This window comes from Gordonia sp. NB41Y (assembly GCF_030718915.1).
GTDB classification, from domain to species: domain Bacteria; phylum Actinomycetota; class Actinomycetes; order Mycobacteriales; family Mycobacteriaceae; genus Gordonia; species Gordonia desulfuricans.
The window spans coordinates 2,232,696-2,247,840 of record NZ_CP132196.1; the positions used below are offsets into that span (position 1 = coordinate 2,232,696).

General features: G+C 67.3%; 11 protein-coding genes. All 11 read right to left on the reverse strand.

The features are described 5' to 3' along the window. Positions 1 to 40: 40 nt before the first annotated feature. The 11 genes from Q9K23_RS09605 to Q9K23_RS09655 all read right to left on the reverse strand — a co-directional run bounded on the left by Q9K23_RS09605 (position 41) and on the right by Q9K23_RS09655 (position 15,139). Complete coding sequence (locus Q9K23_RS09605) at positions 41 to 541, reverse strand: hypothetical protein (protein WP_261977944.1); 501 nt, start codon at positions 539 to 541, stop codon at positions 41 to 43. Positions 542 to 1,694: 1,153 nt separating this feature from the next. Continuing rightward, entirely contained in the window at positions 1,695 to 2,693 is a 999-nt protein-coding gene (locus Q9K23_RS09610) for an intradiol ring-cleavage dioxygenase (protein WP_053777488.1), read from the reverse strand. A 151-nt stretch (positions 2,694 to 2,844) separates the two neighbouring features. Next, on the reverse strand, positions 2,845 to 5,199 hold the full coding sequence (gene lon / locus Q9K23_RS09615) for an endopeptidase La (protein WP_053777410.1): 2,355 nt from the start codon (positions 5,197 to 5,199) through the stop codon (positions 2,845 to 2,847). 108 nt (positions 5,200 to 5,307) lie between these two features. Next, positions 5,308 to 6,210: a PPK2 family polyphosphate kinase gene (locus Q9K23_RS09620; protein ID WP_020789503.1), complete on the reverse strand. Its 903-nt coding sequence runs from the start codon at positions 6,208 to 6,210 to the stop codon at positions 5,308 to 5,310. Positions 6,211 to 6,334: 124 nt separating this feature from the next. Further along, complete coding sequence (locus tag Q9K23_RS09625; protein WP_053777411.1) at positions 6,335 to 7,297, reverse strand: hydroxymethylglutaryl-CoA lyase; 963 nt, start codon at positions 7,295 to 7,297, stop codon at positions 6,335 to 6,337. Next, positions 7,294 to 8,568: a hydroxymethylglutaryl-CoA reductase, degradative gene (locus Q9K23_RS09630; RefSeq protein ID WP_020789501.1), complete on the reverse strand. Its 1,275-nt coding sequence runs from the start codon at positions 8,566 to 8,568 to the stop codon at positions 7,294 to 7,296. Before Q9K23_RS09630 ends, Q9K23_RS09625 begins: the two co-directional genes overlap by 4 nt. 151 nt (positions 8,569 to 8,719) lie before the next feature. Then, entirely contained in the window at positions 8,720 to 10,657 is a 1,938-nt protein-coding gene (locus Q9K23_RS09635) for a helix-turn-helix domain-containing protein (RefSeq protein WP_053777412.1), read from the reverse strand. Between the two features lie 36 nt (positions 10,658 to 10,693). Beyond that, positions 10,694 to 11,599 carry an SMP-30/gluconolactonase/LRE family protein gene (locus Q9K23_RS09640; protein WP_305950487.1) on the reverse strand — a complete coding sequence of 302 codons (906 nt, stop codon included), beginning with the start codon at positions 11,597 to 11,599 and terminating at the stop codon, positions 10,694 to 10,696. Between the two features lie 44 nt (positions 11,600 to 11,643). Continuing rightward, positions 11,644 to 12,972 (reverse strand): MFS transporter, encoded by a 1,329-nt coding sequence (locus Q9K23_RS09645; protein WP_160319600.1) that lies wholly within the window; start codon positions 12,970 to 12,972, stop codon positions 11,644 to 11,646. 167 nt (positions 12,973 to 13,139) lie between these two features. Further along, entirely contained in the window at positions 13,140 to 13,979 is an 840-nt protein-coding gene (locus Q9K23_RS09650) for a CoA ester lyase (protein ID WP_053777416.1), read from the reverse strand. Then, on the reverse strand, positions 13,976 to 15,139 hold the full coding sequence (locus Q9K23_RS09655) for an acyl-CoA dehydrogenase family protein (RefSeq protein ID WP_020793201.1): 1,164 nt from the start codon (positions 15,137 to 15,139) through the stop codon (positions 13,976 to 13,978). Before Q9K23_RS09655 ends, Q9K23_RS09650 begins: the two co-directional genes overlap by 4 nt. Positions 15,140 to 15,145 lie beyond the last annotated feature (6 nt).

Consider the following 15,145-nt stretch of genomic DNA (forward strand, 5'->3'; position numbering starts at 1 on the left):
AAGGTTGCGAAAGTAGGGGAAGGATCTCCTTCCCCTACTTTCAGGCGAGCTCGGTGAGCAGCCCGGCACGACGAAGCGCGGTCAGAATCTTCTCCCGGAATCGCCGCGGATTGCGTAGGTCGTCCCACGTCCATCGGACGACGATGATCCCGCAGTCGCGAATGGCGTCTTCGCGCAGCTTCTCGTCGTAGATGACGTCCTCGGCCAGACGCCCACCACTCGCCGCGGATTCTCGGTGGTATTTGAATCGGCCGTCGAACTCGCCGACGACGCACAGCCGACCCTCCGCGTCACGCCAGCCGAAGTCGCCGAATTTGGTACTGCCGTCCGCAAGCTCCACCAAAACTTGTAATTCGGGCACCGGAACCCCCTCCTCGAGCATGATGGCCCGGCTCAGTGATTCGCCGACACTCCCCGATACCTCCACCGAGTGCTCGATCGCCAAACGTACGGTGGGCATTCCGTGGAGGCCGGTCATGCGGCCGACGACACCGTCGAGATCGAGGTCTTCCTCCTGCTGCAGCCATCGCCCGGCCGGCATCGACGACGCAGATCGCCTGGCGCAGTGTGCCAGAACGGGCGACGTCGCACACGGTACGACCGAGCGATGTCAGCGTTGTGCCCGTGATGGTGATGAGGTCGGATTCGGTGATCCGTGCTTGGTGAACGATCAGACCGGGCGATGTACGACCGGACTTCACCGCGGTGAAGTTCACCGTCGTCAGGTCGGGGTTCAGCATCGGCAGTCCGTGCACGACCGCCGCGGACTGATGACTGAGAAACCTTCGGTCCGTTCCGGTCTCGACAGCAGCCCGGATCATCTCGCGGTATCGATACATCTGGATCTCATGAGAGTCGACGCCCGTTCGCGTCTCGACCGGCAGATACGCTCCCCAGCGAATCCGGCCGATCGCGTTGTCGTTCACGGCACGTCGGAGATCTTGATCGGTCGCACCGGTCCGGATCACGTTCCGGCGAAGGATCGCCGGTCGTCAGAACTCTCTCGAGTACGAAAGTCGAAGCCGTCGATGTCGGTCATCCGCCGATGCTCGCAGCCGAATCGAGACCATTCGGACAACAATTCACAGGTTGTGGATAAACCTGGGGATATCGCAGACTGTGGATAGCGCGTCGTCGGTCCGGCTACCGCCGCTACGTCACCCACCCGCCCGAAAGTGGGGGAAAGTGACGCTCCCCCACTTTCGCCACCTTCCCCGTGTTGCAGTTAGGGGAACATTGGATAACCAAGGGAAGACGAGCTTCCCCTGGTTTCGGTGTGTGGGGTATGGGCCCGGGGCAGGAAACCTGGCGAGCAGTGGTTCCACACACCGGGACATGCCTTCGACGAAGCGGGCCCATTCTGGTTTCGGAGCCCAGCCGAACCGTTGTTACCCGAAAGTAGGGAAAGCGCACCTTCCCCTGGTTTTGACTCCTTCCCCGGGTTGCAACACGGGGAAGGCAGCGAAAGTAGGGGAAGGCGACCTTCCCCTGGTTTCGGGAAGCGGGCTGGTCAGAAGGCGACCTTCCCCTGGTTTCGGGAAGCGGGCTGGTCAGAAGGCGACCTTCCCCTGGTTTCGGGAAGCGGGCTGGTCAGAAGGCGATCTTCCCCTGGTTTCAGGGAGAGGTGGGCTGGTCAGGACACGGAGCGAGGCAGGGTGCGACGCACCGAGCCGCCGACGCCCCGTCAGTCGTGACTACGTATCCACACCCAGGTTGATTGCCGCATAGACTTTTCCGCCGGCCTGCGACGCCTGCAGCAGCCCTGTGGCGTCGAAGATGTGGTCGGTGGCGTTGGTCGTGTCGCGGTTGGTGTGGGTGTTGTACGGCGCGGTGGTGCTGTAGATCTTGTTGCTCAGCTCGTCGTCGAAGTACAGCTGGGTGGTGAGTACTTCCTTGCGGTTGATGTGTACTCGCACATGGATGTGGACGGTCCGGCTGAAGTACCAGCCGGGGAAGATCGAGGTGAAGTACACCATCCCGTTCTGGTCGGTCGGCTGGGCGCCACGGAGGTGCTTCTCGGAATCGGTTGTCTTGCTCTGCCGCTCGCCCTCGCTGTAGGAGCCGTCGGAGTCGGCGACACCGGAGTCGGGCATCTGCGGGGCGCCGCCGTCGCGGGGCTGCGGACCACCGGGCGCACCGCTCGGCGGGGCGGGCGGTGCACCGTCGCCACCGGGAGCACCCAGGCCGCCGTTCGGCTGACTCGACGTCGCCTCGAAGCCGGAGTAGATGCCGAGGGCATCGCAGTGCCAGATCTCGACGACGGCGTCGCGGATCGGGGTCCCGTCGCCGTCGGCGGTGCAGTTCTCCAGGTCCACCACGCGCAGCGCCAGTTCGAGCGGGACGCCCTGGCGATCCTCGCGGATGTCGGAGCGGATGCGGTCGACGTCGAACCAGTAGGGGCCCTCGGTGACGTCCTTGGAGAGCGGGCATGCCGGCGACTTGGCGAGCAGCCCGTCGAGGATCTCGCGGTCGGCAGCGGTCACCGAGGCCGACGCCGCGACCGACCCACTCGACGCCGACGACGACGCACTCGATGCGGAGTCGTCGTCGGATGACCCGACGCCGCACGCGGCGAGCAACCCGGCGATGCTCAGCGAACCGGTGCCGGCCAGCACGGAACGCCGGCTGGGGAATCGTCTCGTGGAGCGGGGACTGTCGGGGTTCGCGGTCACATCGCCGTGCTGGGCTGTCATGGAACCGAACATTACGGACCCGGCCTGTGAATCTGCTTCGGATTCACGACGAGTCCGCGTACAACCGGCGTGACGTGGTAGCGGTGCGGACACCGCAGAGCGGCCGGCCACCCGCGCACCCCTGTGCAGGTGGCCGGTCACTGTGCGGCCGTCAGGCCGCGGCGCTCGCCCCGTTCTGGACGGGTTCGAGTGCCTGGGCGACGATCTCGGCGACGTCGACCATCGGCTTGACCTCGAGCGCATCGAGCACCTCGGCCGGGACATCGTCGAGGTCGGGCTCGTTGCGCTGCGGGATGAAGACGGTCTTCAACCCGTTGCGTTGTGCGGCAAGCAGTTTCTGCTTGACGCCACCGATCGGCAGGACCCGACCGTTGAGCGTGACCTCACCGGTCATGCCGACATCGGCACGGACCTTGCGGCCGGTCGCCATCGACACCAATGCGGTGACCATGGTGACACCGGCGCTCGGGCCGTCCTTGGGGACCGCCCCGGCGGGGACGTGCACGTGCACCGTGCCCTCGAGTGCGTGCGGATCGATGCCGAGTTCGCTTGCGTGCGAACGCACATAGGACAGTGCGATCTGCGCGGACTCCTTCATCACGTCACCGAGCTGACCGGTCAGCTGCAGCCTGGTGCCGCCGGCCGATTCGCCGTCGGCGCCGGTGCCACCGACCCTACCGACCTCGATGAACAGCACGTCGCCACCCATCCCGGTGACGGCGAGTCCCGTCGCGACACCCGGAACCGCGGTGCGCTCCTCGGATTCGGGGGTGAACCGAGGACGTCCCAAATAATCCTTGAGGTCGGATTCGTCGATGGTGACCGGTATCTGCGCCTTGCCGCTCTCGATGTTGGTGGCGGCCTTGCGCAGTGCCTTCGCGAGTAGCCGTTCGAACTGTCGCACACCGGGTTCGCGGGTGTAGTTCGCGGCCACCTCACGCAGCGCGTCATCGGTGACGGCGACCTCGGTGTCGGTGAGCGCCGCCCGTTCCCGCTGCCGCGGCAGCAGGTGGTCGCGGGCGATGACCACCTTGTCGTCCTCGGTGTAGCCGTCGATGGTCACCAGTTCCATCCGGTCCAGCAACGCCGACGGGATGTTCTCGACGACATTGGCGGTCGCGAGGAACAGGACGTCGGAAAGGTCCAGATCCAGATCGAGGTAGTGATCACGGAAGGTGTGGTTCTGCGCCGGGTCGAGTACCTCGAGCAGCGCAGCCGCCGGATCGCCCCGGTAGTCCGAGCCGACCTTGTCGATCTCATCCAGCAGCACAACGGGATTCATCGATCCCGCCTCGCCGATGGCACGGACGATGCGGCCGGGCAGGGCGCCGACGTAGGTTCGACGGTGACCGCGGATCTCGGCCTCGTCGCGCACACCGCCCAGCGCGACACGCACGAACTCGCGGCCGAGCGCACGGGCGACGGACTCCCCGAGCGAGGTCTTGCCGACACCGGGCGGACCGGCGAGCACCATCACGGCACCGGAGCCGCGACCGCCCACCACCTGCAGCCCCCGATCGGCACGGCGGGCACGGACCGCGAGGTATTCGACGATACGGTCCTTCACGTCGTCGAGTCCGTGATGGTCGGCGTCGAGAATCTCTCGGGCACCGGCGATGTCGGTGGAATCGGTGGTGCTGACCTGCCACGGCAGGTCGAGCACGGTGTCGAGCCAGGTGCGGATCCAGCCGGTCTCCGGGGACTGGTCGCTGGCGCGTTCGAGCTTGCCCACCTCCCGCAGCGCCGCCTCGCGGACGTTGTCGGGCAGATCGGCGGTCTCGACCCGGCCACGGTAGTCGTCGGCGCCGTCCGGCTCGTCCTCGCCGAGTTCCTTGCGGATGGCGGCGAGTTGCTGGCGCAGCAGGAACTCCTTCTGCTGCTTCTCCATTCCGTTGCGGACGTCGTCGGCGATCTTGTCGTTGACCTCGGTCTCGGCGAGATGTTCACCGGTCCAGTCGATCAGCAGGCGCAACCGTGCGGTGACGTCGGCGGTCTCGAGCAGCTCACGCTTCTGGACGTCGGTGAGCCACGCGGTGTAGCCGGAGGTGTCGGCGAGGGCCGACGGGTCGGTCATCTTGTTGACCGCATCGATGATCTGCCAGGCCTCACGGCGTTGCAGCATCGCGAGCACGAGTTGCTTGTACTCGGCGGCGAGGGCCTTGGTCTCGTCGGTGATCGGCGCGTCGTCGACCTCGGTGATCTCCACCCACAGCGCAGTGCCGTGGCCGGGGGCACCGGTGCCGATCTGGGCACGCTTCTCGCCCTTGACGACGGCGGCCTGCTGGCCCCCGGGCATCCGCCCGACCTGGACGATCGAGGCGATCACGCCATGCGTCGGGTAGCGGTCGTCCAGCCGGGGAGCAACCAGCAGTTTTCCGGACTCACTGGCCCGGGCCGCGTCGACCGTCGCCTGCGCCGCATCGTCGAGGGGAACCGGCACCACCATGCCGGGCAGGACGACCAGGTCGGGAACGAACAGGACGGGCACTGAATATGTCTGAGACATCCAAACCTCCAAAGTTCAGTCTGACCGACTCAACTCAGGTGGCAGGATGTTTGTTCCCGGGGATATTTCGCCAGGGGTGAACACGCCGGGCCGTGTCCGAACCGACGGCTACCCCTTCTCTGCGACGAGCTGCTTGCGGATGTCCCCGAGGTGGGAGCGCGTGGCGTCGTCGAGCTCCGGATAGTGCAGGCCGAGGCCGTCGAGGGTGGTGAGCAGCACCGACAGCACGGTCAGGCGCGAGAACCACTTGTGGTCGGCGGGGATCACATGCCACGGCGCCCACTCGGTGCTGGTGTGGCTGAGCATCTGCGAGAATGCGTCCTGGTAGTCGTCCCAGTAGGCGCGCTCGGCCATGTCCGACGGGGAGACCTTCCAGTTCTTCGACGGGGTGTCGATCCGGGCCAGGAAACGCTTGCGCTGTTCTTCCTTCGACAGGTGCAGGAAGAGTTTGACGATGGTGGTGCCGTTCTCGGTGAGGCGCCGTTCCCAGTCGTTGATCTCGCGGTAGCGCTCGTCCCACATCGCGTCGGGGTCGTGTCCGTGCCGGACCACCGACGTCCTCGGCCAGAGCATCTCGGGGTGCACGCGTGTGACGATCACGTTCTCGTAATGGGAGCGGTTGAACACGGCGATGCGGCCCAGCGCGGGCACCACGAGCTGGTGGCGCCACATGAAGTCGTGTTCGCGTTCGGTCGCCGACGGCGCCTTGAAGGAGTACACGTCCACGCCGACCGGATTGAGACCGGACATGACGTGCTTGATGGTGGAGTCCTTGCCGGCGGCATCCATCGCCTGCAACACCACCAGGACGGCCCGACCCGACTGCGCGTACAGCTTCTCCTGGAGTTCGAACAGGCGCGTCTTGGCCTCCTCCAACGCCTCTGCACCCTGCGCCTTGGTCATCCCGCTCGGCTTGCGCCCCGGATCGAAGTGGGCGGTCAGGTCCACGTGCCGGCCGGGCTTCACGACACTCTTGTGTGCCAGCTTCGCGTAGTCGATTCCGGATCCCATGCGCACGCCCCTTCGTGTCCGGGCGACGCCGAGCGGTGCGCCCTCGGATACACTGGACCTTAGCGTCGGGATGTGACGAGCACACGTGCCCGACGAACCCGTGTCGCAAACTGGTCGGTACGCGTCACGCACCCGAGGTCAGCGCTGCCACCACCGGCGACACAGGTGGATGCCCCACATGCGTGCTCATCCACATCGAAGTCCGGACCAGTTCCTCCAGATCGATCCCGGTGTCGATGCCGAGCCCGTGCAGCATCCACACCAGGTCCTCGGTGGCCAGGTTCCCGGTCGCGCCCTCGGCGTACGGGCATCGTCCGAGACCGCCTGCCGAACTGTCGAACTCGGTGATCCCGTACTCGAGGGCGGACAGAACGTTGGCGAGTGCCTGACCGTAGGTGTCGTGGAAGTGCACCGCGAGCCGGTCGGCCGCTATCCCGGCCCGACCGAGTTCGTCGAGCAACGCCAGAACGTGGCCGGGTGTGGCCACGCCGATGGTGTCGCCGAGTGAGATCCCTGCACACCCCATCTCCAGGAGTTGCCGGGCAATCGCGACCACCTCACGCGGGGACACACGCCCCTCCCAAGGGTCCCCGAAGCACATCGAGATGTATCCGCGCACAGCGATTCCCGCCGCGCGGGCCCCGGCGATCACCCGACTCGCATCCGCGAGGGCTTCTGCGACGGTTGAGTTCAGATTCCGACGGGCGAATGTCTCGGTGGCAGAGACGAAGACCGCGATCTCACGCGCACCTGCGGCGATCGCCCGGGCGAGGCCGCGGGCGTTGGGCGTCAACACCACCGACCGCAGCCCGTCGGTGTCGAGCACACCCTCGGTGCGTAACCGATCGAGGAGCACCTCGGCGTCGGCGAGCTGCGGCACCCAGCGCGGGGAGACGAAGCTGGTGATCTCGAGGGTGCTGATCCCGGCCCCGATGAGCCGGCGACAGTACTCCGCCTTGATCTCGACCGGGACGGTCGTCGCCTCGGCCTGCAGACCGTCGCGCGGCCCGACCTCGTACACCGTCACACGCCGGGGCAGACCGGCACGCGGATGGACGTCGGGGAACGCGGATCCCACTGCGGTCATCGCCCCGACCGGAGCTCGGCAAGGATCTCCTGGGCGTGCTCGGCGCGGATGTTGCTGTCGTCGACAAGCCGTCGGACGACGAGATCCAGCTCGCTCGACGTCGCACCCGCAGTCGCGGCGATCGTCCGGGCGTGCAGGCTCATGTGTCCCCGCTGGATTCCCTCGGCCGCCAGGGCCCGGCAGGCACCGAGGTTCTGGGCGAGTCCGACCGCGGTGATGATCTCGGCCAGTTCGGTCGCCGTCTCGACACCGAGGATCTTGATCGTGGTGCGCGCCACGGGATGCACCTTGGTCGCCCCGCCGACGAGTCCCACCGCCATCGGGGTCTCCAACACACCCGACAGGTTGCCGTCCGGTGTCTTCTCGAAGTGTGACAGTGCGGTGTAGCGTCCATCGGAACCGACTGCATGCGAATGACATCCGGCTTCGACGGCCCGGGTGTCGTTGCCCGTGGCGAGGACCACCGCGGTGATGCCGTTCATGATGCCCTTGTTGTGGGTCGCGGCACGGTACGGGTCCGCCTCGGCGAATGCCGATGCGGCGACGATGTTGTCGACCACCTCCGCACCGCCGAGGAGATCCTTGTCGAAGACCGCTCGCGCACGGACCACACGCAGATCGGCCTTGTTGGTGAGAATCCGCAGCAGCGGCCGTCCGCCCGCGATCTCCGCCAGCCGGGGTGCCACGGACTCCGCCATGGTGTTGACCGCGTTGGCGCCCATGGCATCACGCACGTCGACGACGAGGTGCACCACGACGTGGGTTCCGGCACGGGTCGGCAGGATACGCACGGTCAGATCCCGCACTCCCCCACCGAATTCCACGAGCATCGGATCGAGGGAATCGGCGGCCGCGATGATCTCGGGTGCCGCCTCGAGGATGCGTAGCCGGGCCGCCTCCGGGTCCGCCACGTCCAACAGCTGCACCTGCGCCTGCATCACCGGACCGGTGTGGGAGGTGTGGAAACCACCGTGCACCCGCGCCATCCGTGCGGCGTTGCTGGCCGCGGCGATCACCGACGGCTCCTCGGTGGCCATCGGCACCAGGCGATCGATCCCGTTGACGGTGAAGTTGGTGGCCACTCCCACCGGTACCGCCAGCGTACCGATGACGTTCTCCACCATGTGGTTCGCGGACTCGACACCGAGACCGCCGGCCGGGTCGAACACTCCCATCTCGGCGGGGTCCACACCACTGTTGGCGGCGACGGTCTCGCGGCGTTGCGCGATGGTGCTGTCCTTGAATCCAGAGAGTCGGCTCGTGGTGCTCACTACGTTTCCTCCACAACATGTTTCATCGAGTGGCGCAGATACACCAGATCATGATCCGCGCGGGTCACCCCCCAACGCTAAGTCCCACCGCGACGACGATTCCATGTGACGATGACACATCAAACCGCCCGATCCATGTGGTGTCGACCCACTATCCGCGGCTGTCGCCGAGTCGGTGCCCACGGAGTTCCTCCAGCCGGACCGCCGCCGAGATCCGGAACAGACGTTCGTCATCACGCCAGTTGTCCCCCAGCAGTTTTCGTATCCGTTCGAGTCGCTGCAGGATGGTGTTCGGGTGATAGTTCAGCACGCGGGCGGTCTTGGTCGGCGAGCCCTCGTTGCGCACGAAGGCACGCAGCGTGGTGACCAGGTCGGTGTTGTGGGCCGCGTCGTAGTCCAGCACGGCACCGATGGCGGCGTGGACGAATCGATCCACACCATCGGGATCGTGGGCGAACAGGACCGAGAACAACTCGTAGTCCCGGGTGTCGACGGCACCGTCGACGATGCCGAGCACATCGACCAGTGCGGCGGTACGCAGCGCGGCGTCGAAGGCGCGCGGAAGACCGTCGGGCGACGCGGCCACGGGAGGTGCGATGACCAGGACCGGAGCGCCCGTCGCCGCCGACATCGACCGGTGTACGGTCTGCGCGGCCGTCACCGGATTCTCGGAGACCATCACGGCGACAACGGTTCCGTCGACCTCGGCGACCAGGAGGGGATCGGCGTCGATACCAGCGAGGTGCCGCGCCAGCAACGTACGCCGCTCGGACTCGATCCCGAACACCAGCACGGTGTTCAGCCTCGACGGATCGACACCGCGATGACGCAGTCGACGGTCGAGATCTCGCCTGCGGGCCGGCGCCGGGTCCAGCAGATCGGCCACCAGCTCGGCTCGAGTGCGTCCCTCGGCATCGTCTGCCGCATTCTGCTGCAATGTCATCAGCGAACACACCTGCGCGGCCCGCTCGATGGTGCGTCGGTCCACCGCCCCGAGCTCGAGTTCACCGTGGCTCAGCAGTACGGCTCCGTAGTGGTCGGCTCCCACCGTGATCGCCGCCAGCGCCTCGATGGACGATCCCGACGATGACTCGACCTCGCAACAATGTCCGGAGCGCCGGCTGGCCACCAGCGCAGCGCGGGCCCCGGGGCCGGTGACGTCGTCGGCGCGAAGCCGCGTCGCATCACCGGCCGATGCGATGACACGATCACCGGCGTCGACGATGGCCACTCCACGCCCCAGCGATGCGGCCAGGGTCTCGGCGACCGCGGGGAACCCCTGCCCCGACAGCACCGCCTGGATGAGTTGCTGGTGAACCACATTGGACCGGTCACGCTCCTCCACATGCTCGGTCAGCCGCGCGAAGGCCGTTCGCGCCTCGTCCTCGGATTCCCTCAGCTGCTTGAGGATTCCCGCCGTCTGCATGACCACCGACGCATGGTCCGCCAACGCCGACAGCAGGGCGATCTCCTCGGCGGTGAACACGTGCTCGTGGCGTGTCGCCGCGAACAACACGCCCAGCACCTCGTCGTCGGCGAGGAGCGGCACCCCCAGAATGGACACGATCCCCTCCGCGGTCACCGCATCGTCTATGCCCGAATCGTGTGGGTCCCCGCTGTATTCGGCATACCGTTGCGTCCATTGCGCGGTCCGTGACGCGGCGATCCCGGAGGCCAGACCCATCCCCGGTGGCACCCGCAGGCTCTGGAACTGCGGGGTCACCGCCCCGATCGTCTTGCGGACGTTCAGTTCGTCCGACGACGGGTCGAACTCGGACAGATAGGTGACATCGGTTCCCATGATCTGGTGGGCACGCGACACCAGCCGCACCAGCAACGTGTCGAGGTCTCGGGACTCGGCCAGTTCGCGGGCGCTGGAGAACAACGCCGACAGCTCGTGTTCGCGACGTCGCAGACGTGTGAGTTCGGCGCGGAGACGATCGACGGCCCGGATGACCTCGGCACGCTCGGCGGCGGGCACGTCGAGGTGGTCCAGACCGGTGCCATGATCGGCGGTTCCGGCCTCACCGTCGACGATGTCGGTGAGCAACGCGGCGATCACGGCCGACGATGACGGGGAATCGTGCATCCCTTCACCCTGCCCCATCGACCGCCGCGCAGGCGATCACCGTCCGCCGACGCCGACCGTGACGGTCTCCAGACGGCCGCCCCGGCGGGTGCCCGCGACGTTCGGGTTGGACGACTCGGCGGTGCAGCACACCAGCGTGCGCAGGTCGTCGCCGCAGAAGCCCACGGCGAAACACGGCTGCGAGGTCGTGACCACCTCGGTCAGCGTGCCGGTGGCGGCGTCGAACCGCAGCGCCCGGCCCGAGACCGGATCACTGACCCAGATCCCGTCCGCTGCATCCACGCAGATCCCGTCGGGGAGCACCGCGGCGCCGTCGACCCCGGCGGTCGACAGGTCCACGACGGTGCGTCGTTCCCCCAACGCGCCGTCCGCACCGACGGTGAATCCGGTCAGAGCGGCGCCCACCGTCTCGGCGATCACCAGCGTGCCGTCGGCCAGGGTCACCGTCCCGTTGGGGAAACGGAGACCGGTTGCAGCCACCTCCGCCGATCCATCCGGATCGACTCGGATGAGATCTGCCGTCGGAGGATTTGCGCCGGGACCGAAGAGCGGATCTGCCGCGGGATCGGCCTCCAGCTCGGCGTAGAAGTCGAATCCGAAGGTCCCGACCCAGGCCCGACCCGCCGTGTCGACGAGCATGTCGTTGGTCGCCCCGCGGGCGAGACCGCTCAGATCGGCGTGGCACGAGGTGGTTCCGTTGGCGGCTACGGCGAGTACCCGTTTGTCGCGCATCGACACCACCAGCTGGGTGCCATCCGGAAGCCAGCCCATGCCCGACGGCTGGCCGGGGACCTCGGCCACCACTTCGGTGGTGAAGGTGCTCGGGTCCACGGCCAGGAGCTGGTGTGCGTAGAAGTCCGAGACGTACAGGCGGCCATCGGGGCCGGTGGTCGGCGATTCGGCGAAATGCAGTCCGGTCACGGCAATCTCGGTCGAGACCATGATGTTCTCCAATCCTCGGGTACAGGGTGGGGCGGTGCGGTCGGTCAGCGGGCGATCTCTTCCAACGTGGCGCCCGGGGCCACCCGCTTCATGCCCAGAGCACAGGCGGCGGCGATCAACGGGCAGATCACCAGCCAGATGGTCAGTGTCCATGCGAACCCGATCCCGTTGAACATCCGGGGTCCGGCGAGACCCGCGGCGACGAATCCGACCCACTCCATACCGGCGACGAGGTTCGCGCCGGTGGCACGCACCCGCGTCGGGAAGACCTCGGCGGCAAAGCCTGCCGCGGCGGTGATGTGGCCGAGAGTGAAAAAGTACACCATCGAGTAGAAGATCGTCAGCGCGATCACGTCGCGGCCGGCGAATGCGAGGAGGGCACCGGACCCCGCGCCGAGGATCAGCCACAGCGCGGCGGCCTCACGTCGGCCGATACGGTCACCGACAACCGAACAGAGGTAGTAGCCGACCGCGGCGATGCCGGTGGCGATGGCCGACGACACGTACAGGTTCTCCATCGAGACGCCGTAGTGGGTGTAGACCGACGGCAGGTAGCTGAGGATGCCTGCGACGCCGAAGGCATAGACGAGATGCCAGGTCGAGGCCAGAATCGACGAGCGACGAAGGTCCGCGGCGAACAGCTGGCGGAATCGGCCCGGGGCGGGCGAGGACGTGGTGGTCACCGCCTCGGAGTGGAGCCGGAACCGCTCGGTCTCGTCGACCCCGCGACGTGCCCACAGCAACAGGAAGATCGGGATCACGCCGACGACGAACAGCCAGCGCCAGCCGAAGTTGGGAACGATCAGCCAGGACAGCAGCGAGCCGGCGAAGAACCCCAGCGGGTAACCGATCTGGGCGAATCCGATCAGTCGTCCACGGGAGCGGGCCGGCGACTCCTCGGCGACCATCACCTGGCCGGCCATCCACTCGGTGGTGGCCCCGGCCTGGGTGATCGCCCGGCCCAGCAGCAGGATCATGAAGCCACCGGCGCCCGCGGTGACGAGACTGCCCAGTGCCGCGGCGAACATGCACAGCTGGAACACCGGCTTACGCCCGAACCGGTCCATGAACGGCCCGGAGATGATGGTGGAGATTGCACCGACGGCGTAGATGATCGCGTACAGGTTGCCGATGTCGTTGTCGGAGAGACCCAGATCCTCTTGCAGCAGTGGGTAGTTGAGATTGAACAGACTGCCGTCCATGTTGACCAGCAGCCAGCCGCCGAGCGAGAGCAGGGTGATCTGCCATGCCCTTCGGTTGACGCCTCTGATCAGAAGGCCCGGTCGTCGCCGAGCGGTGGAGTCCACCGGACCCGACGGGGCCTGCCGGTCACCGGATGTCGCGGGCACGGCCGCAGGAACCTCATTCGACATGAGCTGCCCTTCTTGCTGTTCACCGCCCCAGATCAGGGGGTGCGTACTCGTCGCTCGCCAAGTGGCGGCCATCACAGGCTAAGCGGACGAACACGAACGCAATATGGGTCGAGGCCCCATCGAAGACCGATTGTTGTGGGCCCAGAACACATGCCGATCGGCGACGATCAGCCGCGGCCCCGGGCGAGCGTGCGGCGGGCGATTCGGGCCACCGCCTCGTCCACGAGCCGGCCGCTGCGGTCGGTGACCGCGGCCCCGCCCGCGGCACCGAACGCGGCCAGCACCTCCCGCGCACCGGCGATCTCGTCGTCGGACGGGGCCATCCCGGCGCGGGCGGGCGGGATCTGCCGTGGATGGATGCAGGCCCGGCCGAAGAAACCCAGACCGGTCAGGCGTCTGGTCTCGGCGGCGAACGTCTCCGGATCGTCGATCACCGGCGACGCCGCACCCAGCGGCGGGCGGATCCGGGCGGCAGCAGAGGCCGCCACCACTTGCGAACGAGCCCAGAGCAATTCCTCCCCGACGACGGGAGACACCCCGAGATCGGCAGCCAGGTCGACCTCACCGATCTGGACGAATGCCACGCGCGGGGCCGCCGCGATCTGCACGGCGTTGCACAGCCCGGCACCGGTCTCGATCAACGGCGAGACCGGTGTTCGCGGCCGGCCCCAACGATTCTCGAGCTCGGTGAGCACCTGGTCCACGCGGTGCAGGGTCGCGGCGTCGTCACATTTCGGGAGCCAGATCCCGTCGGCACCGGACCGGACGGCCATGGCCAGGTCGTCGAGGAGTTCCGTCCCGGGGTTGACCCGCACCCACGCGCCCGCCGCCGACCGCTCACGCGACCCGAGCCACCGCCCCGCGGCTGCGCGAGCGGTGTCCTTGGCCGCCAACGGGACCGCGTCCTCGAGGTCGAGGACCACCGCGTCGCAGCCCGACACCGCCGCCTTGTCGAACCGTTCGGGACGATCGGCGGGAACGTAGAGGAAGATCAGCTCCGTGGTCATCCGACCGTCACGGTGCCGTTGACCAACGACTTGGCGATCACCGTCCGCATGATGTCGTTGGTGCCCTCGCCGATCGACATCAGCGGTGCGTCACGGTAGTAGCGCTCGACGTTGAACTCGGTGGAGTAGCCGTAACCGCCGTGGATGCGCATCGCCTCGAGGCTGGCGGTGATCGCGGTCTCGGAGGCGAAGTACTTCGCCATCCCGGCCTCGCCGTCCACTCGCGCCCCCGTATCGGCCTTGGCCGCAGCCCAATACGTCATCAGCCGGGCGGCCTGCAGCTGGGTGGCGATGTCGGCGAGTTTCAGCTGGATGGCCTGGAAGTCGGCGATGGGCTTGCCGAAGGCATGACGGTCGCGGGCATAGGTCAGCGCGGCGTCGTAGGACGCCTGGGCGATCCCGACGCTACGGCCGGCGATGTTGAGCCGGCCGATCTCCAGACCGGACAGGGCCTGCTGCATCCCGCGGCCCTCGACCCCGCCGAGGAGCGCGGAAGCCGGGACGCGGACCTCGTCGAGCAGGATCTCGCACGACTCGGTGCCCTTGTAGCCGAGCTTGCCGAGGTCGCGCTGCACCTCGAACCCGGGCGTGGTGGTGTCGACCAGCAGGATGGCCATCCCCTTGTGTGCCGGCGCGGCCGACGGGTCGGTCTTGACCAGCACCGGCAGCACGTTCGCATGGCGGGCGTTGGTGATCCACGTCTTGGTGCCGCGGATGACGTACTCGTCACCGTCGCGGGTGGCGGTGGTGGCGATACCCTGCAGATCGGTACCCGCACCGGGCTCGGTGAGACCGATACCGGTGCGGCATTCACCGCTCGCCAGCCGCGGCAGCCACTGCTGCTTCTGCTCTTCGGTACCGTGCCGGGCGATCATCCAGCACGCCAGATTGTGGCTACCGAGGATGCCGGCGACACCCATCCAGCCGCGGGCGATCTCCTCGTAGACGAGCGTGAACGACACCATGTCGAGTTCGAGACCGCCGTAGGCCTCGGGCGTGGTGATGCCGAACAACCCCATCTCCCGCATCCGGGCGACGATCTCGGTGGGATAGCGTCCGGTGCGCTCCCACTCGTTGGCGACCGGGATGATCTCCTTGTCGACGAGTTGGCGAAGCGCCGACCGGAAGTCGCGCTGCTCCTCTGTGAAGCTGAAATCCATTGCATC